This is a genomic window from Deltaproteobacteria bacterium, assembly GCA_003696105.1.
In the GTDB taxonomy this organism is placed as follows: domain Bacteria; phylum Myxococcota_A; class Polyangia; order Haliangiales; family J016; genus J016.
Map to the genome: position 1 here is coordinate 12,826 of RFGE01000056.1, position 24,725 is coordinate 37,550.

General features: G+C 72.7%; 19 protein-coding genes. 4 read left to right on the forward strand and 15 right to left on the reverse strand.

Annotation, left to right across the window (positions count from 1 at the left end):
* Positions 1-4 precede the first annotated feature (4 nt).
* Positions 5-1,573 (reverse strand): sigma-54-dependent Fis family transcriptional regulator, encoded by a 1,569-nt coding sequence (locus D6689_03465; GenBank protein ID RMH44032.1) that lies wholly within the window; start codon positions 1,571-1,573, stop codon positions 5-7.
* Between the two features lie 324 nt (positions 1,574-1,897).
* Between D6689_03465 and D6689_03470 the strand changes: the two genes are divergently transcribed.
* Positions 1,898-2,872, forward strand: coding sequence for a response regulator (locus tag D6689_03470; protein ID RMH44033.1), 975 nt, complete (start codon positions 1,898-1,900; stop codon positions 2,870-2,872).
* Between the two features lie 390 nt (positions 2,873-3,262).
* Here D6689_03470 and D6689_03475 read toward each other — a convergent pair whose 3' ends face one another.
* The 11 genes from D6689_03475 to rsmH form a co-directional block, all read right to left on the reverse strand.
* Complete coding sequence (locus D6689_03475; protein ID RMH44034.1) at positions 3,263-4,156, reverse strand: D-alanine--D-alanine ligase; 894 nt, start codon at positions 4,154-4,156, stop codon at positions 3,263-3,265.
* A complete protein-coding gene (gene murB, locus D6689_03480) occupies positions 4,146-5,072 on the reverse strand; it encodes a UDP-N-acetylmuramate dehydrogenase (GenBank protein ID RMH44057.1) in 927 nt (308 codons plus the stop codon). The genes D6689_03475 and murB overlap by 11 nt, the downstream gene beginning before the upstream one ends.
* A gap of 78 nt (positions 5,073-5,150) precedes the next feature.
* A complete protein-coding gene (locus D6689_03485; GenBank protein RMH44035.1) occupies positions 5,151-6,548 on the reverse strand; it encodes a UDP-N-acetylmuramate--L-alanine ligase in 1,398 nt (465 codons plus the stop codon).
* On the reverse strand, positions 6,532-7,635 hold the full coding sequence (gene murG / locus D6689_03490) for an undecaprenyldiphospho-muramoylpentapeptide beta-N-acetylglucosaminyltransferase (protein ID RMH44036.1): 1,104 nt from the start codon (positions 7,633-7,635) through the stop codon (positions 6,532-6,534). The genes D6689_03485 and murG overlap by 17 nt, the downstream gene beginning before the upstream one ends.
* On the reverse strand, positions 7,632-8,954 hold the full coding sequence (gene ftsW / locus D6689_03495; protein ID RMH44037.1) for a putative lipid II flippase FtsW: 1,323 nt from the start codon (positions 8,952-8,954) through the stop codon (positions 7,632-7,634). The genes murG and ftsW overlap by 4 nt, the downstream gene beginning before the upstream one ends.
* A gap of 38 nt (positions 8,955-8,992) precedes the next feature.
* Positions 8,993-10,408 (reverse strand): UDP-N-acetylmuramoyl-L-alanine--D-glutamate ligase, encoded by a 1,416-nt coding sequence (murD, locus tag D6689_03500; protein RMH44038.1) that lies wholly within the window; start codon positions 10,406-10,408, stop codon positions 8,993-8,995.
* 90 nt (positions 10,409-10,498) lie between these two features.
* The gene (locus D6689_03505; GenBank protein ID RMH44039.1) at positions 10,499-11,650 is read right to left on the reverse strand and encodes a phospho-N-acetylmuramoyl-pentapeptide-transferase; all 1,152 of its coding nucleotides are present in this window, start codon (positions 11,648-11,650) and stop codon (positions 10,499-10,501) included.
* Positions 11,651-11,677: 27 nt separating this feature from the next.
* The gene (locus D6689_03510; GenBank protein RMH44040.1) at positions 11,678-14,428 is read right to left on the reverse strand and encodes a UDP-N-acetylmuramoyl-L-alanyl-D-glutamate--2,6-diaminopimelate ligase; all 2,751 of its coding nucleotides are present in this window, start codon (positions 14,426-14,428) and stop codon (positions 11,678-11,680) included.
* Between the two features lie 154 nt (positions 14,429-14,582).
* The gene (locus D6689_03515; GenBank protein RMH44041.1) at positions 14,583-16,694 is read right to left on the reverse strand and encodes a penicillin-binding protein 2; all 2,112 of its coding nucleotides are present in this window, start codon (positions 16,692-16,694) and stop codon (positions 14,583-14,585) included.
* Positions 16,691-17,020, reverse strand: coding sequence for a hypothetical protein (locus D6689_03520; GenBank protein ID RMH44042.1), 330 nt, complete (start codon positions 17,018-17,020; stop codon positions 16,691-16,693). Before D6689_03520 ends, D6689_03515 begins: the two co-directional genes overlap by 4 nt.
* Complete coding sequence (gene rsmH / locus D6689_03525) at positions 17,020-17,967, reverse strand: 16S rRNA (cytosine(1402)-N(4))-methyltransferase RsmH (GenBank protein ID RMH44043.1); 948 nt, start codon at positions 17,965-17,967, stop codon at positions 17,020-17,022. The genes D6689_03520 and rsmH overlap by 1 nt, the downstream gene beginning before the upstream one ends.
* A gap of 301 nt (positions 17,968-18,268) precedes the next feature.
* Here rsmH and D6689_03530 point away from each other — a divergent pair, with 301 nt between their 5' ends.
* The 3 genes from D6689_03530 (at position 18,269) to lysA (ending at position 21,811) form a co-directional block, all read left to right on the forward strand.
* Complete coding sequence (locus D6689_03530) at positions 18,269-19,081, forward strand: hypothetical protein (protein ID RMH44044.1); 813 nt, start codon at positions 18,269-18,271, stop codon at positions 19,079-19,081.
* A gap of 85 nt (positions 19,082-19,166) precedes the next feature.
* Entirely contained in the window at positions 19,167-20,549 is a 1,383-nt protein-coding gene (argH, locus tag D6689_03535) for an argininosuccinate lyase (protein ID RMH44045.1), read from the forward strand.
* Complete coding sequence (lysA, locus tag D6689_03540; protein RMH44046.1) at positions 20,546-21,811, forward strand: diaminopimelate decarboxylase; 1,266 nt, start codon at positions 20,546-20,548, stop codon at positions 21,809-21,811. The genes argH and lysA overlap by 4 nt, the downstream gene beginning before the upstream one ends.
* 14 nt (positions 21,812-21,825) lie before the next feature.
* On the opposite strand, the gene D6689_03545 is transcribed toward lysA, so the two are convergent.
* The 3 genes from D6689_03545 to D6689_03555 all read right to left on the reverse strand — a co-directional run bounded on the left by D6689_03545 (position 21,826) and on the right by D6689_03555 (position 24,724).
* Entirely contained in the window at positions 21,826-22,020 is a 195-nt protein-coding gene (locus tag D6689_03545; GenBank protein RMH44047.1) for a hypothetical protein, read from the reverse strand.
* Between the two features lie 240 nt (positions 22,021-22,260).
* Positions 22,261-22,917, reverse strand: a complete 657-nt coding sequence (locus D6689_03550) for a hypothetical protein (GenBank protein ID RMH44048.1) — start codon at positions 22,915-22,917, stop codon at positions 22,261-22,263.
* Positions 22,918-23,020: 103 nt separating this feature from the next.
* The gene (locus D6689_03555) at positions 23,021-24,724 is read right to left on the reverse strand and encodes a PEGA domain-containing protein (protein ID RMH44049.1); all 1,704 of its coding nucleotides are present in this window, start codon (positions 24,722-24,724) and stop codon (positions 23,021-23,023) included.
* Between the last annotated feature and the right edge of the window lies 1 nt (position 24,725).

The following is a 24,725-nucleotide window of genomic DNA, read 5'->3' on the forward strand; positions in this document are numbered from 1 at the left end:
CGCATCACAGCCCGTACTTGGCGATCTTCTGGCTCAGCCCCTGGCGGGTGATGCCGAGCTCCTTGGCGGCGCGCGTGCGGTTGCCGCCGTGGCGCTCGAGCGCCTGCGCGATGATCCGCCGCTCGAACTCGGCGACGAGCTCGCGCAAGCTCGCCTCCGGCCGCTCGGGGATGATCGCGGCCAGGCGCTCGCGCGGCCCGCGGCTGCGGATGTCCGGCAGGTCGGCGACGCCGCCCGACGGCGTGAGAGCCACCGCACGCTCGACCACGTTCATCAGCTCGCGGACGTTGCCGGGCCAGTCGTAGTCGAGCATCCGCTGCATCATGCGGTCGGAGATGCGGATCCCCTCCTTGCCGAGGCGCCGCTGGAACCGCGCCAGCGCGTGGTCGACGAGCAGCGGGATGTCGCCGGTGCGCTCGCGCAGCGGAGGCAGCGAGATCGGCACGACGTTGAGCCGATAGAACAGATCTTCGCGGAACTCGCCGCGCGCGATCGCCTCTTCCAGGTCGAGGTTGGTCGCCGTCACGAGGCGGATGTCGACGTGCAGCGTCTGGTTGCCGCCGACGCGTTCGAACGCGCGCTCCTGCAGCACGCGCAGCAGCTTGACCTGCACCGCCGCCGGCATGTGGCCGACCTCGTCGATGAACAGGGTGCCGCCGTCGGCGCGCTCGAACCGGCCGAGCTTGCGCGTCTGGGCGCCCGTGAACGCCCCGCGCTCGTGGCCGAACAGCTCGCTTTCGACGAGGGACTCGGGCAGCGCCGCGCAGTTGACCGCGATGAACGGCCGCTCGCGGCGGGCCGACAGCGAGTGAACCAGGCGCGCGACCATCTCCTTGCCGGTGCCGGTCTCGCCGCGGACGAGCACCGTCGCGTCGCTTTTGGCCACGCGCTCGATCTGCTCGAACACCGCCTGCATCGCCGGGCTGCGGCCGACCATCTCGAACATGCCGTAGTCGGTGTGCGCGCGGCGGACGCGCTCGACCTCGTGCAGCGCGCGGCGGACCTCGTCGATCACGCCGCCGGTCACGTTGGCGTGCCACACCAGCACGTCGCCGTCTCCGGGATCCGCTCCCGGCGTGCGCGCGTCCGACACGGTGATGCCGGCGGCGCGCAGCGCGGCGGTCACGGCGGCGGCGGCGGCCGGCGGAGCGAGCACGAGCGCCCGGCGGCCCGCCGGCGCCGCCGCGGCGACCGCGCGTTCGACCCGGCGCCGCAGCTCTCGCAGGTCCACCGGCTTGGGCAGAAAGTGCGAGATGTGGCCGCGGTTGATCGCCTCGGTGAGCACGTCGGCGTCGCCGAACGCCGACACGAGGATGCGCTCGGTGCGCGGCGCGATGCGCGCCGCGCGCTCGAGCAGCTCGACCCCGGTGAGGCCCGGCATGAGATGATCGGTCACGAGGGCGGCGTAGTCGGCGCGGCGCAGGCGCTCGAGCGCGTCCGCACCGTCGGTGGCCGTTTCGATGCGGCCGACCCCGCGCAGCGCGCGCGCGAGCATGTCGAGGTTGTCGGGCTCGTCGTCGACGATGAGGACCGCCGGACGCTCGTCCGCGCGCTGGCCGGCGACCGCGGTCACGGCCGACTCCAGCCGGGCGGCGGCGCGCCCCGGGGAGCGCCGCGCGCGGGGCGGCCGCCCGCGGGCCTCCCGTCTGCGCGGCCATCGGCGTCCCGCGGTGCAGGCGGCCAACCACGTGGTGCCATGTCCCGAGTGTCAATGATTCTTGCGCACGTGTAAAGATAAATTGCGGTCGGCTGTAAACGTTTCTTGCGCACGACGAACCGCCTGAAATCCAACACGTTGGATTTCATACCCGAACGATGGTGGCATGAAGCGTGCTAGTTCACTGAAGCGAATTTCGGTAATCGGCGACACACAACCTGTACGCTCCGGCACCTTTTCATGAAGATCCTCGTAGTCGACGATGAGCACAGCTTCGGCCGGCTGTTGGGCCACACCCTCAAGCGGCTGGGCCACAAGCCCGTGCTCGCGACGCATCCGCGGGACGCGCTCGACCAACTGGCGCCGGACATCGACGCGGTCATCACCGACATCGACATGCCGGAGATGAGCGGCGTCGACCTGGCGCGCGCGATCCTCGCGCGAGACGAGGCGATGCCGATCGCATTTTGCACCGGCAGCGCACCCGAAGGCCGCGCGCGATCCGAAGCGGCGGCGCTCGGTCGCGTGTTGCCGAAGGTGTGGACCGTCGCGGACGTCAAGGACGTGGTCGAGGATCTCCGCCGCCGCCGGGAGGCCGCGCGCAGCACCCCCGCGCCGGTCGAGGCCCGCCCCGCCGCCGCGTCGCCGGTGCTCGAGGCGGCGGCTGCCGGCGCCGACCCGGACACGATCGAGCCGGCGCCGCGCGCGCGGTCGCGGCGGCGCGCCCGCCGGTTGCGCGTCGACATCCCGTCGTGGGACCACGTCCTCCGCATGTGCCGTGCGGCCGGTTCGCGACCGGTGCGCATCGCGGTGCCCGCACCGTCCGGCCTCGCCGCGGGCACTCCGGTCGACGTGAGTCTCGTGTTGCCCGAGGAGATCAGCGTCAAGATCGACGGCGTGGTCCGGTCGGTCGAGGACGGCGGCGACGGGCGCGCGCGCGCCCGCGTGGAGCTGGTCGGCCTCACCGCCGACGTCGCGGGGCGCTTGCAGCGGCTCGCCGAGGCCGAGCAGCCGACCACGCCCCGCCCGCGGTTGAGCGCCTACCTGCACGTTCGCGGCACGGCGCGGCGCGGCGCCGCCGCGGCCGGCCGGCTCGCGCGCGGCACCGATCGCGACATGCGCGTGAGCGACCTGATGCGCGCCAACGACCGCCTGCGCGCCCAGATCGACGGGCTGGCGGCGGCGCTCGCGGCGTCGGAGGCCGGCGACGACTGAAGGGTTCGACATCGAGAGGGATCGAGGCGCGGGGCGTCCTCTTCCCCCCATCCACCCATCCCCCCACGACGACCGCGCCTCTCCCTCTCGAACTTTGCGCCCGGCGCCCGGCGCCGACCTGACAACCGAATCACCGAGCCCGAGAGGGCCCCGCACGGGATCGAGGCGCGGGGCGCCCTCCCCCCACATTCGACCCTTCTCCGCCGCCCTCGCCCGCCCTCTCGGCCCATTTCCCTCCCCGCGGCCCGCACGGCCGCGCCGTCTCCCTCGAGAGGGATCGAGGCGCGGGGCGTTCACTTCCCTCCGACCCCCCTGCGACGACCGCGCCTCTCCCTCTCCCCCTTTTGCCCCGCGGCCGGTTTCTGGCCCGCGGCCGGCCGCCGCACCGGGTTACGCGGCGGACAGCAGAATTCGCTCGCACAGGGTGGCGTAGTCGAGCCCCGCGGCGGCGGCGATCTTCGGCAGCAGGCTGGTCTCGGTCATGCCCGGCAGCGTGTTGACCTCGAGGACGAGCGGCTCGCCGTCCGGCGTCACGCGCAGGTCGACGCGCCCGTGGGCGCGGCCGCCGATCGCCGTCCACGCGGCGCGGGCGGCCGCGTGCACCCGCTCGCGCACCCGCGCCGCCAGCGGCGCCGGCACGCGGTAGGTCGTGTCGCCGCGCGCGTACTTGGCCGCGTAGTCGTAGAACCCGTCTGCGGGGACGACCTCGACGTCGCCGAGCACCTCTCCGTCGAGAATCCCCACGCACACCTCGGCTCCGTCGACGAACGCCTCCACGAACGGGACCCCGTGGCACGCGGCCGCCCGAGCGACCGCGTCGGGTAGCCCCACCGGGTCGCGCACGATCGTGACGCCGACGGACGAGCCTTCGCACGACGGCTTGACCACGCACGGGAACGTCTCGACGCGCTCGGTCGCGTCCGCCGCGAGGTGCCAGCGCGGCGTCGGCACGCCCGCCTGGTCGAAGATGCGCTTGGCGGCGACCTTGTCCATCGCGAGCGCGCTCGCGAGCACGCCGGAGCCGGTGCCCGGGATGCCCATGCACGCCAGCAGGCCCTGGACATGGCCGTCCTCGCCGAGCGTGCCGTGCAGCGCGTTCCACACGACGTCGACGCCGGCCGCGTCGAGCAGGTACGGCAGCGACGACCCGCGGTTCCAGTCGATGGCGACCGCGTCGTAGCCGCGGCCTCGCAGCGCCGCGAGCACCCCGCGGCCGCTGCGGAGCGACACGTCGCGCTCGGACGACAGGCCGCCCATGAGCACTCCGATGCGTTTAGTCTTCACCGAGCACCTTCACTTCCAGCGCGAGGTCGACGCCGTGGACCTCGCGCACGCGGTCGCGCACGCGGTCGATGAGCGCGAGCATGTCGGCGGCGGTGGCGCGTCCCGCGTTGACCAGCCAGTTGGCGTGAACCGGCGAGCAGACGGCGTCGCCGACCCGCTCGCCCTTGAGCCCGGCCGCCTCGATCAGCCGGCCCGCGAAGTCGCCGGGCGGGTTCTTGAAGATCGAGCCGGCGTTGGCGACCCGCTTCGGCTCGCGGGCGCGCCGCCGCCGCCGGAGCGCCGCCACGTCCGCTTCGATCGCCGCGAGGTCGCGCGCGCGCAACGCCAGGCGGGCGCTGGCCACGATCTCGTCGGGCGGCAGCGCGGAGCCGCGGTAGACGAATCCGCATGCGGCGTTGTCCCGCACGGCGAGTTGTCCGTCGGCGAGCCGGACCGACCGCACCTCGACGGTCACGTCCTTGAACTCGCCCAGGTAGGTGCCGGCGTTCATGACCAGACCGCCGCCGACCGACCCGGGGACGCCGGCGAGGAACTCGACGCCACCGAGCCCCCAGCGCATCGCCGCCGCGAGCAGCTTGCCCGTGGCGACCCCGGCGTCGACCTCGACGTCGCCGGCGCCGACTCGCGCGATCCGGCGCAGCCGCCGCGTCGCGATCACGACGCCGCGAATGCCGCCGTCGCGGACCAGCAGGTTCGTGCCCGCGCCGACCGCGACGATCGGCAGGCCCCGCTCCCGGCAGCCGGCGACCAGCGCCTGCAGCAGGCCGATCGAGTCGGGCTCGGCCCAGGCGTCGGCCGGACCGCCGATGCGCAGCGTGGTGCGCCGCGCCATCGGCACGTCGAACGTCACCCGATCGCCGAGCAGGTCGGTCAACCACGCGCGGTCGCCGGCGGCAAGCCCGCGCGAGCGGCTCATCGGTCGCTCGATGGGGCCCGCCGCGCGCGAATCCGATCGCTGCACCCGCTCGAACTGCGCACCGGCCACGGGGCTCGCCTACGCATGCGGCCGCTGCTCGTCCCGCAACAGCGCCAACAGCTCGCCGCAGGTGAGCTGGATGTTGCCGGCGCCCAGCGTGATCACGAGGTCGCCCGGCCGAACGATCGAGGCCAGGTGCGGCGCGACGTCGGCGCGGTCGGGGATGTACGTGACGTCTTTGTGGCCGTGTTCCCGGATCGCTTGCGCGAGCAGGTCGGCGGTCGCCCCTTCGATGGCGGGCTCGCCGGCGGCGAACACGTCGCACAACACGACGACGTCCGCGTCGTGGAACGACCGGGCGAAGTTGTGGAACTGGTCGCGCGTGCGCGTGAACCGATGTGGCTGGAACGCCGCGACGATCCGCCGGCCGGGGAAGCCGGCGCGCGCCCCCGCGAGCGTCGCGCGCACCTCCGTCGGGTGATGGCCGAAGTCGTCCACGACCATCACGCCGCGCGCCTCGCCGCGGACCGTGAACCGGCGCTGCACGCCGTCGAACGAGCGCAGCGCGCCGGCGACGGTGGCGAACGGTACGTCGAGAAAGTCGGCCACCGCCAGCACCGCCAGCGAGTTGAGGATGTTGTGGTCGCCCGGCATGTGCAGCTCGATCTCGCCGAGTTCCTCGGCGCCGCGCCAGGCGATGTAGCGGCTCGCGAGGCCCTCGTGGCGGACGTTGCGCGCCCGGTAGTGCGCCTGCGGCGACATGCCGTAGGTGACGTAGCGCTTCTGCACGTCGGGCAGGATCGACTGGACGGTGGGATCGTCGAGGCACAGCGCCGCGATCCCGTAAAACGGCACGCGGTTGATGAAGTCGACGAACGCCCGCTTGACGTTGTCGATCGTGCCGTAGTGGTCCAGGTGCTCGGCGTCGATGTTCGTCACCACCGCCACCTTCGGCGACAGCCGCAAGAACGAGCCGTCGGACTCGTCCGCCTCGGCGACGACGTAGTCCGACGTGCCGAGCCGCGCGTTCGCCATGCCCAGGCCGTTGACCCGGCCGCCGATCACCGCGGTCGGGTCGAGGCCGCCGGCCATCAGCGTGTGGGCGATCATGGTGGTGGTCGTCGTCTTGCCGTGCGAGCCGGCGACGTTGATGCCGAACTTCATCCGCATCAGCTCGCCGAGCATCTCCGCGCGCGGGATGACCGGGATCTTGCGGGCGCGCGCGGCTTCGACCTCCGGGTTGTAGCCCTTGATCGCGCTCGACGTGACCACGACGTCGGCGTCGCGGACGTTGTCGGCCCGGTGCTCGTAGGTGATCTTGCCGCCGATCGCCTCGAGGTGCTCGGTGATCTCCGTGCGGTTGACGTCCGAGCCGGACACGGGATAGCCGAGGTTGATGAGCACCTCGGCGATCCCGCACATGCCCATGCCGCCGATGCCGACGAAGTGAATGCGGGTGTCAGCCTTGTGAAACATGTTCGATCCAGTCGACGATGCGGTCGGCCGCGTCGGGCCGCCCGAGCGCCTTCATACCACTTCTCATACGCTCGAGGGCGGCCGGATCATCCATCAGGGCGGCGATCGCGTCGGCGAGGCGGCGGCCGTCGAGTGTGGTCTGGCGCAGCATCAACGCCGCGCCGCGCGCGGCCAGCTCGCGCGCGTTGATCTCCTGGTGGTTGTCGGCGGCCGTCGGCAGTGGGATCAGAATGGCCGGCACGCCGGCGACCGCCAGCTCGGCGACCGTCGCCGCGCCGGCCCGCGCGACGACCAGGTCGGCCCACGCGTACTGGGCCGCCATGTCGTCGATGAACGCGCGACAGTCGGCGTGCACGCCGGCATCGGCGTACCGCCGCCGGGTGCGCTCGAGGTCGCGCTCGCCCGTCTGGTGGACGACCGCCACCTCGCGGCCGCGCCGGCGCAACTCGGCGACCGCGTCCACCACGAGTTCGTTGATCGCGATCGCGCCCTGCGACCCGCCGAACGCGAACAGCCGCAGCGGTCGGTCCGGGTCGCGCTCGGCCGCGCCGTCCCGCCCGCCGTCGGTGAGGCGGGCGCGCAGCGCGGCGCGGATCGGCGTGCCAGTCATGACGACCCGCTTGGGCGCGAAGAACCGGCGCGTCTCGTCGAACGCGATGAACACGGCGCGGGCGATCTTGCCCAGGATCTTGTTGGTGAGCCCGGGGATCGAGTTTTGCTCGAGCACCGCCACCGGCACCCGCGACAGCCATCCGGCGAGCACCGCGGGGCCCGAGGCGTAGCCGCCGACGCCGAGGATGGCGTCCGGGCGAAACGACCGGATGATGCGGCGCGACTGCCACAGCGCGCGCGGGATGCGCAGCGCGCCGCGGACGGCGCCCCACGGGCCGACGGTCTTGATGCCGCTGATGTCGATGGTCGCGAGCGGCCAGCCGAGCTTGTCGAGCACCCGCGCCTCGATGCCGCGTTCGGTGCCGACGAACAGCACGTCGGCGTCCGGGTGGCGCGCGCGGAGCGCCTCGGCGACCGCGACGCCCGGAAACAGGTGGCCGCCGGTTCCGCCGCCCGCGATCAACAGCCGCATCACGCCCTCGCGATCGCGACGCGCGCGCGGCGGCGGCGCGCGCCGACGCGGTTGATCACGACGCGCCGGCGGGCCGGCGGCGGCGGCGCGCGGCGCGACACGTTGAGGACCAGGCCGATCAGGAACATCGACGTGACCAGCGACGAGCCGCCGTAGCTCACCAGCGGCAACGTGAGCCCCTTGGCCGGCAACACGCCGAGCACGACGCCCGCGTTGACGAGCGCCTGGAACGCGAACGTCACGGTGATGCCGAACGCGAGGTATGCGCCATAGACGTCGCGCGCGCCAAGGGCCGCCCGCACGCCCCGCCACAGCACCACCGCGAACAGCACGAGGACCGCGCAGATGCCGGCGAAGCCGAGTTCCTCGCCGATGCCGGACAGGATGAAGTCGCTGTGCATCTCGGGCATGTAGCCGAGGTGCTGCCGGCCGCGACCGAGGCCGACGCCGGTCGCGCCGCCCGAGCCGACGGCGATGAGCGACTGGACGACCTGGTACGCGACGCCGTCGGCGTAGGCCTCGGGGTTGAAGTAGGCCATGAACCGCTTGAGCCGCCATGGCGTGCCGACGATCGCGTAGTACACGGCGGGCGCCGCCGCGAGGACCGACAGTGCGATGTAGCTCACCTTCGCGCCGGCGACGAACAGCAGCGTGAGGGTCGTCGCGCCCAGGATGATGGCCGAGCCGAGGTCGGGTTGTAGAAGCAACAAGCCCATCATCGCGGCGCACACCACCAGGTGCGGCACGAACCCGATGGTGAACGCCTTGACGCGATCGGCCTTGCGCGCGAGCGAGTAGGCCAGATACGAGATCAGCGCCAGCTTGGCGATCTCGACCGGTTGAAACGTGAGCGGCCCGATCGCGAACCAGCGGGCCGCGCCGTTGATGCGCGCGCCGAAAAACGGCACGCTGGCCAGCAGCGCGAGAGCGACGAGCAGCAGCTTGTAGGTGTGCCGCCGCAGCCAGCGGTAATTCATCGTGGCGCCGGCCGCCATCGCGGCCAAGCCGAGGGACAGCCACACCAGCTGGCGCTGCAAAAAGTACGTGGAGTCGCCGTGCTTGTTGAGCGCGTAGACCGCGCTCGAGCTGAAGATCTCGACGGTGCCGATGCACACGAGCACCAAGGTGGCGGCCAGCAGCACGAGGTCGATGCCGCGTTCCGGCACTTCGACGATCGGCTGCTGGTCGACCAGCACGGGGCTGGAGCCGCGCGGCGGGCGAGCCTCGGGCACGCGCGGTCTGGCGGACGCGCGCTGTGGCGGGCGCGCGCGGCGAACGCCGCTGGCGCGGGCCGCGAGGCTTCGCCGGCTCGCCGCGCTCATCCGTCCGGCCGAAGCGAAGTTGTCGGAGCGGTCCGCTGTCACGGCGACTCCTGGGCGGACGCGGGCAGGACGGGTTCGGCCCCCACGGCCGCGAGCGCCGCCCGAAACGCATGGCCGCGCTCGGCGAAGTTGCGGAACATGTCGTAACTGGCGCACGCTGGCGACAGCACGACCGCGTCGCCGCCGTCGGCCAGCTCGGTGGCGCGCACGACCGCGTCGCGCATGTCCGCCGCGTCGACGATCGGATAGCGCGCGCCGTGCTCCTCGGCGGCGGCACGGATCAGCGGCGCCGCCTCGCCGAGCAGCACGAGGCCCTTGCACACGTCGTCGAGCGCGGCCAACAGCGGCTCGTACGAGCCGCCCTTGTCGACGCCCCCCGCGATGAGGACGACCGGCCGCGGGAACCCGGCCAGCGACGCCGCCACCGCCGCCACGTTGGTGCCCTTGGAGTCGTCGTAGTAGAGGATGTCGCCCCGGCGGCCGACCAGCTCCATGCGGTGCGGCTGCGGGCGAAACGCGCGCGCCCCGGCGCGCACCGCGTCCGGCGGCACGCCGGCGACGCGCGCCGCGAGGTAGGCGGCCATCGCGTTTTCGACGTTGTGCCGGCCCACGAGGGGCAGGTCGGCGAGCGGATAGCGCTCCTCGCCGCCGCCGGGCAACCGCAGCGCGATCGCGTCGCCGCCGGGCGCGATGCATGCGCCGCGGTCGACCTCGCCGGTCGACGAGAACACCAGCGGTTGCGCCTCGGATTGGCGCAGGCCATCGACGGTGAGCGGGCAGTTCGCGTTGGCGATGCCGACGTCGTCGCGCGTCTGCCAGCGAAACACGCGGGTCTTCATCGACGCATAGCGCTCCAACGTGCCGTAGCGGTCGAGGTGGTCCGGCGTGATGTTCAGGCACGCGGCCACACGCGGGCGAAACGACGTACAGAACTCGAGCATGAACCCCGCCACCTCGGCGACGATCAAGCCGCCCGGCCGATTCGCGTCCGAATCGACGGCGTCGATCAGCGGCATGTTGCCGAGGTTGCCGCCGCAAAACGTCGGCCGGCCGGAGGCGGCGCACAGCGCTCCGGCCAGCGCGGTCGTCGTGGACTTGCCGTTCGTGCCGGTGATCGCGATGAGCGGCGCGTCCGGGTGGAGAAAGCGGTAGGCGAGTTCGATCTCGGCGATGACCTCGACGCCCGCGGCGCGCGCGGCACGGGTTTCCGGCAGTTCGGGCACGCCCGGGCTCATCACCACCAGGTCGGCGGCGCGAAACGACGCCTCGTCGTGGCCGCCCACCTCGAGCCGGTCGACGACGCCGTCGAGCGCGGCCGCCGCGTCGCCGAGTTCCGCCAGCGGCTTGCGGTCCGTGGCGGTCACCCGCGCGCCGCGGGCCGCGCAGAACCGCGCGACGGCGACGCCCGTCTGGGCGAGCCCGACCACGACCACGCGCTTGCCGCGCAGATCCATGCCGCAAGTCTTGGCCGCTTTGGCCGCCGTCGCAAGAAATCGGCGGCGGGCGTCGCCGCGCGCCGAAAACGCCGGCGGGGCGCGGGTCGGTCAGCGCACCTTGAGCGTCGCGAGCGCCAGCAGGGCGAGCAGAACGCTCACGAGCCAGAAGCGGACGATGATCTTCGGCTCTTCCCAGCCCTTGAGTTCGAAGTGGTGGTGGATCGGCGCCATCAAGAACACGCGCTTGCCGCGGCTCTTGTAGGAGCCGACCTGGATGATCACGCTCAGCGCCTCGACCACGAACAGCCCGCCGACGATGAGCAGGGTCAGCTCGTTTTTGGTGAGCACGGCCATCATGCCGATGCCGGCGCCGAGCGACAGCGCCCCGACGTCGCCCATGAACACCGACGCCGGGTACGTGTTGTACCAGAGAAAGCCGATGCCGGCCCCGAGCATCGCCGCGCAGTAGATCGCGAGTTCGTACGCGCCGTCGACGTGGGCGATGCGCAGGTACTCGGCGATGGTGGATTGGGTGATCGTGCCGTCGGCCGACACGAGGGCGAGGGTCGTCTCGACGCCGGCGACGTACGCGAAGATCAGGAAGGTGCCGGCGTTGATGATCGTCGGGCCGATGGCGAGGCCGTCGAGGCCGTCGGTGAGGTTGACGGCGTTGGCGGTGCCGACGACGACGACCGACGCGAACAGCACGTAGCCCCAGACCGGCAGGTGGACGCTCGTCTGGTAGAAGTCCACAAACGGGATTTGCAGCGCGAGGCGCACGGACGGATCGAGCGTGTCGGACGTAAACAGGTACGTGAATGCGGCAAAACACATGCCGAACTCGCAGGCGAGCCGCAGCTTGCCCGATACGCCCTTCGTGTTCTTGTGGACGACCTTGCGGTAGTCGTCCCAGAACCCGACCGCGCCGAAGCCGACGGTCACCGCGAGCGCGAGCCACACGAGCGTGTTGCGCAGGTCGCACCACATCAGCGTGGCGACGGCCAGCGCGAACAGGATCAAGGAGCCGCCCATCGTCGGCGTGCCCTGCTTTTGCAGGTGCCGCTCGGGGCCGTCGTCGCGAATCGTCTGGCCGATTTGCTTGCGTTTGAGCTGCTCGATGAACCACGGCCCGAGCAAAAACGAGATCAGCAGCGAAGTGGCGGCCGCCGCGATGATGCGGGTCGACGGGTAGCGGAACACGCGCAAGAACCCGAGCCCGTCGACCTTGGCGAGGACGTCGTAAAACAGGTGGAAGAACATCGGCGACCCAGGGGTGTGTCCGGTGGATTATTGACCGAAACGCCGCGCCAGCGCGTCGACGACGCGCTCGAGACCGACCGCGCGCGACGCCTTGACCAGCACCCAGTCGCCGGGCCGCGTGCGCGCCGCCACGATCCGCGCGGCGTCGTCGGCGTCGTCCGCCGCCGTGCCGCCGAGTTCGGCCTGGAAGGCGCCGACGGCGACCACGTCGATGCCGAGTTCGGCCGCGAGGCGGCCCGCGGCGCGGTGGGCCGCCGCCGCCTCGTCGCCCAGTTCGAGCATGTCGCCGAGCACGGCGACCGCGGCGCGCTCGCCGCGCAGCTCGGCGAGCGCGCGCAGCGCGGCGGCCGTCGAGTCGGGGTTGGCGTTGTAGCAGTCCACCAGCACGTGGCGGCCGGCCACGTCGCGCACCTCCGACCGGCCCCACGCGGGCCGCGCGTTGGCCAGCCCGCGCACCGCGTCGGCCGGAGCCACCCCGACGGCGGTCGCGGCCGCGATCGCGCAGGTCGCGTCGATCGCGTTGTGGCGACCGACCAGCGGCAGCCGAAACGCGAGCCGCTCGCCGAACGCGACGACCTCGACGTCCGCGCCGGCGGCTCCGGCCGGGGTGTAGGTCGTCAGCCGCACGTCCGCGCCGTCCGCGTCGCCGAACCCGATCGCGCGCGGCGCCGCCGCGGCGCGGGCGGCGAGCCGCTCGTCGGCCGCCGGGTAGACCGCGACGCCGTGCGGCGGCAGGCGCTCGAACAGCTCTGCCTTGCCGCGCGCGATCGCGTCGCGGCTGCCGACGACGCCGACGTGGGCGACTCCGGCGTTGACCACCACGCCGACGTCCGGCTCGGCAATGTCGCGCAGGTAGGCGATCTGACCGAGCCCGCGCATCCCCATCTCGATCACCGCGTGGCTGTAGTGGTCCGCCAGGCGCAGCAGCGTCAGCGGCACGCCGGTCTCGTTGTTGAGCGAGCCCCGGGTCGCCAGCGGGCAGCCCACCGCGCCGAGGGCCGCCGCGATGAGCTCCTTGGTGGTCGTCTTGCCGACCGACCCGGTCACGCCGATCACCGGTCGGCCCCAGCGCCGGCGGACGTCGCGCGCGATGGCGCCGAGCGCCGCGCGGGTGTCGGGCCGTTCGATGACGATGGCGCCCGGCACGCCGCGCCCCGGCTCGACCACGACGCCGGTTGCGCCGGCATCGACCGCGGCGGCGCAGAACGCGTGTCCGTCGAAGCGCTCACCGCGGATCGCGACGTACAGGTCGCCGGGCGCCGCGATGCGGCTGTCGATCACGACGCGCGAAAACGCGTGGCCGTCGACGACGATCGGCCGCCGCGCGGCGACCGCCGCACGCGCCTCCTGCCGGTCGTCGAAGTGGATCTTGCGTCCGCCGACGTCCTGGTAGTCCTCGTGGCCCTTGCCGGCGATCAGCACGACGTCCCCCGGCACCGCGTCGGCGACCGCGGCGCGGATCGCGAGCCGCCGATCCCGATGGACGAACGTCGGGTCGGGCACGCCGGCGAGGATCATGCGAATGATCGCGTCGGGATCCTCGGTGCGCGGGTTGTCCGACGTGACGTAGGCGCAGTCGGCGCCGGCCGCGACCGCGGCGCCCATCGGCGCGCGTTTGGTCGGGTCGCGGTCGCCGCCGCAGCCGAACACGCACAGCAGGCGCCGGCGCGTGAGCGGTCGCAGCGCGGCGAGGACGTTGGCGAGCGCGTCCGGCGTGTGCGCGTAGTCGACCACGATGTCGAGCCCGGCGTCGTTGTCCACGCGCTCGACCCGGCCCGGAACCCCGTCGAGATCGGCGATGCCGCGGGCGACCGCCGCGTGCGGCAACCCGAGCGCCTCGCCGACCGCGACCGCCAGCGCGGTGTTGGCCACGTTGTAGGCGCCGATGAGCGCGGCGGACGCGACGTCGATGCGGCCGCGCGGCGTGTCGATCGCCGCACGCAGGCCCGCGATGGTCGACTCCGATGCCGCGACGCGCACGTCGGCGCCGGCGTCGGAACCGAGCGTCACCGCGATCCGGCGCGCGCCGGCCGGCGCCGCGTCCAGCATCGGCCGCCCGTGCGGATCGTCGACGAACGCGACCGCGGCGCCGCCCGGCGCGAGGTGATCGGCAAACAGCCGCCGCTTGGCCGCCGCGTAGGCGTCCATCGACCCGTGCACGTCGAGGTGGTCCTGGGTGAGGTTGGTGAACACCGCGACGTCGAACGCGACGCCCGCGAGGCGTCCCATCGCGAGTGCCGCCGACGATGTCTCGGCGACCACGTGCGTGCAGCCGGCGTCGCGCATCGCGGCGAGCACGCGGTGCAGCTCCAGGGGCGTCGGCGTCGTGTAGGGGGCCGGAACGACCTGGCCCGCGTAGCGGTAGTTGACGGTGCCGATCACGCCGGGGCGCGCACCGGCCGCCGCGAGGATCGCCTCGACCAGGTAGGTGGTCGTGGTCTTGCCGTTGGTGCCGGTGACGGCCACCAGCGCCAGCGCGTCGTGCGGCCGGCCGTACATGCGCGCGGCGCACAGTCCGAGCGCGAGCTCGGTGTCCGGCACGATCACTTGGGTGCACGCGACGTCCGGCAGCTCGTGGTCGACGACCACCGCCGCCGCGCCGCGCGACGCGGCCTGCGCGGCGAAGGCGTGGCCGTCGACGGTCGCGCCGCGGACGGCGACGAACAGGTCGCCGGGCTCGACGCGGCGCGAATCGTCGCGCACGGCGCGGACGTCCACGTCGGGGTCGCCGGCGACGCGGGCGCCGGACAGGTCGTGCAGGTATTCGGTGAGCTTCATCGCCGTGTTCCGGCTCCCGAGATCGTAGCGAACGGGGGCCGGCCGGCATCATGGTCGCCCGGCGCCGGCGCCGCAACGGCCACGGGCGCCGGTCCGCTCGGCGCCGCGCCCGGTCCCGCGCGCCGCCGGAGCCACGCGGGCCGCCCGCGCCGCGTCACGGTGCCGGCGGCGCGCCCGGCGGTGCGAGCACGAGGTGAAGCGTTCGTTCGGGGCAGGCCGCTCCCGGGGCGGGCTGTTGCGCCACCACCGTTCCGCTGCCCTCGACGGTCACGTCGAAGCCGGCGTCGCGCGCCGCGTCCAGCGCCGCCGCCAGCGGCAGGCCGACGAGTGCCGGCGCGCGGTCGCCGTCGCGTTCCCCCGCCGGCGCGCGCGCGTCGTCGGCGAACGGCAGGGCGGATTCGTCGGCCGGCTCGTCGTCGCCGGCGGACCCAACCCCACCGCGCTCCGAGGACGGCGGCGCCGCGCCGCGCTCCGATCCGGCCGCGTGGCGGCCTGCGGCCGCGCGGTCCTTCTCCTGGCCGCCGGTGCCCGGCACGCCGAGGTAGGCGAGCGTCTCGGTGACGATGCGAGCAAATGCCGGCCCGGCCACCTGGCCGCCGAAGTGGTGTTCGCCGCGGGGGTCGTCGATCACCACGACCACCGCGATCTTCGGGTCGTCGATCGGCGCGAGCCCGATGAACGACGACAGATACCGGTCCCGGCTGTAGCGGTGCGTTTGCGGGTCGAGCTTGTGCGCGGTGCCGGTCTTGCCGCCCGCGCGGAATCCCTCGACGCGCACGAACCTCGCCGTGCCGCCATCTTTGCCGCGGTCGAACACCGACGCGAGCATTGGCAGCAATGCCGCCGCCGTCTCGGGTCGCAGCACGCGGATCCCGGCCGGTTCGTGCTCGTACAGCACGCGGCCGTCCGCATCGCGGACCCGCCGCACGATCCGGGGCTCGTACAACACGCCGCCGTTGCCGACCGCGCCGAGCGCGGCGGCGACCTGCACCGGCGTCGCCGTCATCCCGTAACCGAACGCGTGCGTCGCCAGACCGATGTCGCCCCACCGGTCCGGCGGCCGAATCACGCCGGACCGCTCGCCCGGCAGCTCGATGCCCGTCCGCGCTCCGAACCCGAACCGGCGCAGGGCCGCGTACAGCCTGTCGGCCCCGAGTCGTTGCGCGATCTTGACCGCGCCGACGTTGGACGAGTGCTTGATCACCCCCGCGACGGTGAGCGCGTCTTCCGGGTGCACGTCGCGAATCACCTTGCGGCCGATCCGGTAGCGGCCGCCCTCGGTGTCGATCCACTGGTCGGGGCGCACCGCGCCGGCGTCGAGCGCGGCGCCGACCGTGAACACCTTCATGATCGAGCCGAGCTCGTAGGCGTCGGTGACGGCCCGATTGCGCGCGCCGCGCCGCGCGGCCGCACGGCCGGCCGGGTCGTTCGGGTCGTACGTCGGCCACGAGGCGAGTGCCAGCACCCGGCCCGTGTCGACCTCCGTGACCACGACCGTGCCGGCGGCGGCGCGATTCTCCGCGATCGCGTCGGCGAGCGCGCGCTCGGCCGCGTACTGCACGAACCGGTCGATCGTGAGCGTGACCGACGCGCCCGCGACCGGCTCGGCGTCGGCGTCGAGGTCGCCGGCGAGCATCGTGCGCCCGCGCGCGTCGCGCAGCACCGCGCGCCGCACGCGCCGCCCCCGCAGCAGGTCGTCGAGCGCGCGCTCGAGGCCGTCGAGGCCGCGGCCGTCGATGTCGGCGAAGCCGAGCACCGGCCCGGCGAGCTGCTTGAACGGGTAGTATCGGCGCGGCTCGCGCGCGAGCGCGATGCCCGGCAGGCCCGCGGCGCGCACGGCCGCGGCCTCCGCCGGAGACACGTGACGTTTGATCCACGTGAAGTACCGGTGCGACGACAGCTTGGCCTCGAGCGCGCGCACGTCGAGGCCGAGCGCCGCCGCCAGCGCCGCCGCGGTGCCGGCGACGTCCACGACCTGGCGCGGGTTGGCGTACACCGAATCGACGCCGGCGGTCACGGCCAACTCGGCGCCGGTCGCGTCGTAGATGACGCCGCGCGGCGCCGGCACCTCCACCGTCCGCACGTGTTGCCGGCGCGCCGCCTCGCGGTAGCGCTCTCCGTCTATCACCTGGATGCCGTAGGCTTTGACCGCGATGCCGGCCAGCCCGGCGGTGAGCAGCGCCGCCGCCGCGCACACGCGAACCCTCACCCACCGGCCGATGACCGGCTGGGCTTCGATCGAGCGGCGGCGGGTGTGCGCGTTCACTGGGCCGCAACGGTCGTGCCGGTCGCCGGCGCGACGCGAATCTGGGCCGGCGCCGGGCGGCGCATGCCGAGCGACAGGGCGCGCCGCTCGATGCGGTCCGGATGGCGCAGCATCGACCGCTCGAGCCGCAGCCGGCGGTTTTCCTCCTCGAGGCGCTGCAGCCGCGCGGTCTCGCGCGCCAGCTCGTAGCCGAGACGCACCATCTCGTGTTGGCGGCGGATGTGCGCGAGCGCCAGCGCGAGCGCGGCGGCCGCGACGATCAACATCGTGGCGACGGCGACGCGGCGCGGCGCGGCGGGAGCAGGGGGTGTGCGGTGGGCGGCCATCAGTCCTCTACCTTCTCGCACGCGCGCAGGCGGGCGGACCGAGCGCGCGGGTTGCGTGCGATCTCCGCGTCGGACGGCGCGATCGGTTTGCGCGTGACGCGGCGGCACACCGGTCGCGTGCGCTCGCCGGCTCGCGCCGCGAGATCCGGCGGCAGGCCAGACACGCTCTCCAACTCGCGGAAGCGCCGCTTGACCAGGCGGTCCTCCAGCGAGTGAAACGAGATGATCACGCAGCGGCCGCCCGGCGCGAGCCACTCGGGAAATGCGGCGAGGAATCGCGCCAACTCCTCCAACTCGCGGTTGACCGCGATGCGCAGCGCCTGAAACGTGCGCGTCGCCGGGTGGATCCGCATGTGTCGCCGCGCCTTCGCCGGGATCGCGTCGGTGACGACCGCGGCGAGTTCAGCCGTGGTCGCCAGGTCGCCGGCGCGCGCGCGCTCCTTGATCACGGCGGCGATCCGCGCGCTGAACCGCTCCTCGCCCAGCTCGCGCAGCACGTCCGCGAGTTCGTCGCGAGTCAGCTGCCGGATCAGGTCGAGCGCGGTGTCGCCGCGCGTCGGATCCATGCGCATGTCGAGCGGGCCGTCGTGCGAGAACGAAAACCCGCGTTCGGCCGTGTCGAGCTGGTGGGACGACACGCCCAGGTCGAGCAGGAAGCCGTCGACCCGGTCGACGCCCAGCCGCCCCAGCACGTCGGCGATGTTGCCGAAACTATCGTGGACCAGCGTGACCCGCTCCCGGTACGGCGCGAGGCGCTCGCGGGCCGCCGCGAGCGCGTCCGGGTCGCGATCGACCGCGATCAGGCGGCCGTCGGGACCGGACGCGTCGAGGATGCGGACGGCGTGCCCCGCCCCGCCGACCGTGCCGTCCACGTAGGTGCGGCCCGGCGCGGGAGCCAACAGCGCGAGGGCCTCGTCGGCGAGGACGGTCTCGTGGCGGAACGACACGTTTGTTCGGTTCGCGAGCGTGGAGGGTGCACCGAGCGTGTTACCGCCCCGTCGCGCGGTGGGCAACTTTTTGCGGATTCCCGGGCGGTTGCAAGCGATCGCGGGGGCTGCGCGGCCCGGGCGATCCACAGGCGAGCCGAGGCCAGCGGATACAGCCCGGATCGAAAACTACACACTCTGTGGAAAAATTGAGCGATCACCTGAACGACTGTTCTGTATTGAAAGGTACGCAGTCTTGACGAGTCGCCGCCATCACGCTAGAATCGCTCGATATTTATCGTCCAACTGGGGGACGCATCGCATGCTTAGGTGGGAAGAGAAACAAGACATCGGAGAAACGTATCAGAAGGTCGAGGCGGCGGTCGCCGAGTGGCGGGAGCGCGAGCAGGAGGTACTGCCCGAAGTGCGCGACACGTTCCACGAAAAGCTGATCATTTCGTGGATCTTTCACGACAGCGCGCTCGAGGGCGAGGTGCTCACCTACAGCGAGATCAAGGCCGCGACCGATCGCAACATCATCAGCGACGTCTCCCTGATCCCGGCCTACGAGGACATCAAGGCGTTCGACAGCGCGGCGCGCTTCGCGATCGACTACGCCGCGAGCCGCAAGAAGCCGATCAACCTCGACCTGGTGCGCGAGCTGCTCGCGCTGGTCGATCCGGCCGAAGGGGCGAAGGGCGCGCCGTACCGCAAGGAAAACCCCCTGCACCGGCTCTACTACCACGAGATCGCGCCCCCGGAGAAGGTTCCGCAGCAGATGCGCAAGTTCGGCGAGTGGCTCGCGCAGATCCACAAGGCCGACGCGCATCCGATCGCGCTGGCGGTCGCCGCGCACCGGCGGCTCATGGGCATCTTCCCGTGGCCGAAGGCGACCGGCCGTGTCGCGCGCATCCTGAGCAACCTGATCCTGCTTCGCCACGACTACCCGCTGGCCGTCATCCACTCGATCGATCGCCAGCGCTACTACGAGGCGTTGCGCACGGACGACGACAAGCTCGAGTTTTTGTACCTCGAAGCGGTCGAGACCACCGCGACCGCGGCCACCCGCGTGTACGACGAGGCGATCGCCCGCGCGGCGCGCGCGACCTCCGGCCGCGGCCGCCGCGCCTCGTAGCCCGCCGCGCCTCGCCGCACGCAGCCGGCGTCCCGTCGCGTTCGCGTGTGCGGGCGGCGGCCGGATTGCTGGTAAGGTCCGGGCGATGTCAAAAGGTGCGCGCGGCAGGAGATTTGCGTCCGGGTTGGCGCCCGACGCGGCCGACATGAACGCGTCGATCGGGTTCGACTGGCGCCTGCTCGACCACGACGTCGCCGGATCGATCGCGCACGCGCGGATGCTCGCGGACCGCGGCATCCTGGCGGCGGAGGACGCGTCCGCGATCGAGCGCGGCCTGCGCGCGGTGCAGGAGGACCTGCGGGCCGGTCGCGTCGCCCTGGATCCGGCGCTCGAGGACATCCACATGAACGTCGAGGCGCGGCTCATCGACCGGATCGGAGACGCGGGCCGGCGGCTGCACACCGCGCGCAGTCGCAACGACCAGGTCGCCACCGATTTGCGCCTGTACGCGCGCGCGGCGGTCGATCGGATCGCCGCCGCGATCGGGCGGCTGTGCCGGGCGCTGCTCGATCAGGCCGAGCGACACGTGGACACCATCGCGCCGGGCTACACGCACCTTCAGCGGGCGCAGCCGGTGCGGTGGGCGCACCACCTGCTCGCCTACGTCGAGATGCTCGGGCGCGACGCCGACCGGCTCGCCGACACGCGCCGGCGCATCGACGAGTGCCCGCTGGGCTCCGGCGCGCTGGCTGCCACGCCGTTTCCGATCGACCGCGAGGCGACGGCGCGGTCGCTCGGGTTCGCGCGCCCGACCGCCAACAGCCTCGACGCCGCCGGCGACCGCGACTTCGCCATCGAGCTGGTGGCGGCGCTCGCGCTGTGCCAGGTCCACCTGTCGCGGCTCGGCGAGGAGATCGTGCTGTGGCTGTCGCAGGAGTTTCGCTTCGCGCGCCTTTCGGAGGCCTACTGCTCCGGCTCGTCGATCATGCCGCAGAAGGTCAATCCCGATCTCGCGGAGCTGGTCCGCGCGAAGGTCGGGCGGGTCGCGGGCGACTGGATCGCGCTGATCACCGTCGTCAAGGGGTTGCCGCTGGCCTACAACAAGGATCTGCAGGAGACGCAGGAGCCGCTGTACGACGCGGTCGACACCGTCGAAGGCAGCCTCGGCGTGATGGCGGGCATGGTCGGGGCGCTCGAGTTCGACGCCGATCGCCTGCGCGCCGCCGTCGACGACGGCTACCTGGTCGCGACCGAACTCGCCGACTACCTGGCGACCAAGGGGGTGCCGTTTCGCACCGCCCATGACGTCGCGGGGGCGCTCGTCCGCCGGGCCGCGGCGCGCGGCGTCCGGCTCGCCGACTTGTCCCTGGACGAGCTGCGCGCCGAGTCGGACCAGTTCGACGCCGACGTCTACGACTGGCTCGACCCGGCGGCGGCGGTCGACCGCCGCGACGTGCCCGGCGGTCCCGCGCGCCCCCGGGTCGTCGCGCGAATCGCGGAGCTGCGCGCGCGGTGGAGGGACGCATGAACCACTTCCGCTACGTCGGGGACGATCTGTGGTGCGAGGACGTGCCGCTTTCGCGCATCGCCGGCGAGGTCGGCACGCCGACCTACGTCTACAGCAGCGCGACCCTCACGCGCCACTACCAGGTGTTCGACGCCGCGCTCGCGGGGCTCGACCACCTGATCTGCTATTCGGTCAAGGCGAACAGCAACCTCGCGGTGCTCAAGCTGCTGTTCGATCTCGGCGCCGGCGCCGACGTGGTGTCCGGCGGCGAGCTGTTTCGGGCGCTGCGCGCCGGCGTCGATCCGAGCAAGGTCGTGTTCTCGGGGGTCGGCAAGACCGAGCCCGAAATCCGCATGGCGCTCGACGCCGGCATCCGCGCGTTCAACGTCGAGTCGCGCGACGAGCTGCACGCGATCGCGCGGGTCGCGGCCGCCGCCGGCGCGCGCGCGCCGGTCGCGCTGCGCGTCAACCCGGACGTCGACGCCGAGACGCATCCGTACATCTCGACGGGATTGCAGAAAAACAAGTTCGGCATCCCGATGCCGCGCGCGCGCGACGTCTACCGCGAGGCGCGCGATCTGCCGTCCATCGACATCGTGGGGATCGACTGCCACATCGGCTCGCAGCTCACCAAGACGTCCCCGTTCGCCGACGCGATCGCCCGCCTGCGCGAGCTGGTGGTCGCGCTGCGCGACGACGGCATCGCCATCCGATCGGTCGACATCGGCGGCGGCCTCGGCATCCCGTACCGGGAGGAGACCGATCTGCCGTCGCCGGCCGACTACGGCGCCGCGGTCGCCGGCGCGCTCGCCCCGCTGGCCGACCTCGGCCTGACCGTGCTGTGCGAGCCGGGGCGGGTCATCGCCGGAAACGCCGGCGTGCTGCTCACCCGCGTCCTGTATCACAAGTCCACCGACGTCAAGAACTTCGTGATCGTGGACGCCGCGTTCAACGACCTGCTGCGCCCGGCGTTCTACGACGCCTACCACGCGATCAAGCCGGTTCGGCGGCGCGGGGACGCGGACACGTGGGTCGCGGACGTCGTCGGACCGATCTGCGAGACCGGCGATTTCCTCGCGCGCGACCGCTCGCTGCCGCGCACGCACAACGGCGACCTGCTCGCGGTGATGTCCGCTGGCGCTTACGGGTTCGTCATGGCGAGCAACTACAACTCGCGCCCGCGCGCCGCCGAGGTGCTGGTGCGCGGCGACCGCTTCGCGGTCGTGCGCGCCCGCGAGACGCTCGAGCAGCTCGTCGCCGGCGAGACGATCCCCGACTGGTAGCCGGCGCGCCGCGGTTACGGGCTCGGCGGCGCGAACGTGCAGCGGACGCCGCGGTGGTCGCTGCGCTGGGTCATGCGCTGCTCCCCGTCAGCGTCGTACGTCACGAGATCGTCGAAGATGACCTGGACGTCGACCGGCGCCGACGGGTCGAGATTGCGGTACAGGCAGTGATCGATGCGCTCGTCAAATTCACATTTGGCAGGTGGCAACAGCTGCAGCGGATCGGCGCCGAGGCGGCAGAAGGTGCACTGGTCTTCGGCGCCGACCGTGACGCCGGCGTCCGACCAGAAGCTGAGCAGCTGATTGTACGCGAGCAGGTTTTCGGCTCCGACGCATCCGGGTTCCTCCGCGTACGGACAGGCGGCCTCGTAGGAGCAGCCCGTCTGCGGACCCGTGTTGAAGTCGCCGAGAAACAGCGTCGGGTCGTTTTCGTAGCCGAGATCGGCGATCTACGCCTCCACCTTTTCCGCCTCGCCCTTCGTGATGTTGATGTCGAAGGCTTCGAAGTGGGTGCACAGCCAGTGGAAGTACGACGTGTCGGTCACCACGTCGACGGCCAGGGCGATGCGGTCGACGCCCTGTCCGTCGCCGTCGAAGAACAGCTCGCGCCCGCGGTACAGCGGATGCTTCGACAGCATCAGGATGCCGTTGTTGAACGGAGTCACCCCGGTCCAGCTCCAGTAGGAGTACGGGAACACGTCCTCTACCATCGCGGCGATTTGCGCGGGCGACGTGTACTGCAAGAACACTTCCTGCATGCACACGAGGTCGGCGTCCAGCCCGCGGATGGCCTCGACGACGAGCGGCATCCGCTCCGGCGCGTACTTGATGAGCTGGGTGAACGCCACGTTGTAGGTCACGGCGGTCACGTCGACCGGCCCATTGGGCAGCGGATCCGGCAACTCCTCCGGAATGACGGCCGTGCCCGCGTCGGGCGCCGGCGCGGCGTCGGGCGCGCGCGCGTCGGGGCGCGGTGCGGCGTCGATGCGGGTCGTGTCGTCGTCGTCGTCGCCCCCGCCGCAGGCGAGCGCGGCGGCAGCGAACGCGGCGGTCCAAACCAGGGGCGCCAGGCGGCGCGGCGACCAAGCGGAACGGCTCGATGTCATAAGCTATCTCCCTGCCGGCGCCCCCACCGTGCACCCGCGCGCGGTGGCGCACTGCCGACGTGGCTCGAATGACGCCGATTGTACGCGATCCGGCCCCGCGAGTTCAAAACGACAACCGCGCACCGAGGGTGGCTACCCGCGCGCCGGCGACATCCACGGCGGCCCCGAGCGCCGGCTGCGCCCGCGGCAGCCGCGGCCGGTCCCGGTTGCGGGTGAGGTAGGCGCCGGCGATCAGCCCGACGGTCATGCCGCCGAGCGCAAAGTGCTGGACGCGTTCGGTGCCCGCGACGTCCTCGGGGAACGCCTGGGCGAGCGCGACGCCGGCGACGATGCCGGCGAGCGCGGACAGGTCGATCAGGGCGACCGTCCCGCGCCGGTAGTCGGTGCGCGCGGCGATCGTCGCGCCGGCGGCGATGCCGACGTTGAGCCCGGCGAGGGTGAGCGCGGCGCCGAGGCGCGGACGCCTGGCGGGCTGGTCGAACAGCGCCCAGAACAGCGCGCCGGTGGTGGCGCCCCACATCGCCCCCGAGTTGATCATCGCCGCGTCGCCGGCGCTCAACCGCAGGCGGTCCTTCGTGAACGCCGCGACGCCGAGCCCGGCCACGCCGGACGCCAGCGCGACGCCCGAGATCGTCTGGCCCCGACCGCAGTCCACCGCGTCGTCGTCGTCGTCGTACCGGCACGCGGCGAGGCTCGCGATCAGCGCGCCCTCGCCGACGCCGATCGCGGTGGCGCCGATCAGGTACGAGCTGTCTCCGACCGCAATGTCCTCGTCGATGCCGAAGTACGCGCCGGTGAACCCGATGCCGACGCCGAACAGGCCGCCGAGAGACGCCGCCGTGGTGTCCGGGTCGAACGTGGCCGCGAGCGCGCCGCCGCCGAACAGGCCACCGACGCCGGCGGCGATCAGCAACTCGGTCCGCCCCGACCGCGGCGGTTCCGGCAAGTGCACGGCGAGAGTCGCCGCACGGTCGGCTCGCACCGTCAGCGTACGGGTCACTGGCGTTCGGCGCGGTGCTTCGACCGTGACCTCGTAGGTGCCGATCGGCAGGCTGTCGGCGTACGAGCCGATGCCGACGAGGCGCTTGTCCACGAAGATGCGCGCGGTGATCGGCGACGCGGTGATGCGCACGCGACCGCGCAGCGGTTGCAACTGGAAGTAGTAGCTGTACGGCTGGCCGATCTCGGCGACCACCCGCTGGCGGACCGTCTCGTAGCCGGGCGCCTCGATCGTCATCGTGTACACGCCGCGCCGCACGACCAGCGCATCGCCGTTGGCCGAGCCCTGCGCGGCCACGCCCGTCGGCCCGCTGAGCGTGACGCGGGCGCCCGGCGGCACGGTGGCGACCCGCACGCGCGCCGGCAGGTTGCGCAGGACTTCGACCCGGTTGGCGATGATGTCGCGGGTCTTCTGCTCGCCGGGCGGCGCCTCGATGATGTACCGGTCGAGGTAGGCGACCGCTTTTTCGTAGTTCACCAGCCGCTCGTACGCCTGGCCGATATCGACGAGGATCGACGGGTAGCGGCCGTAGCAGTAGGCCGCCACGAACTCCTCGATCGCGCCTTCGTAGTCGCCCTGTGCGTACAGCACCGTGCCGCGGTCGTAATGCTCCGACACGCGCGCATCGATGACGTCGCGCGACAGCCCCGCCGGCCGCTCGCACCGATCGACCTCGGCGGTGTCGGCGCCGGGCCCAGCCGGGTCGCCGCCGAAGACCCCGGCGGTGCGCTTGTGGGCCGACTGCGCGCGGGCGGCGCTCGCCCCGACCGCCACCACCGCTGCCGCGACGATCGCCGCGGTGCGCACG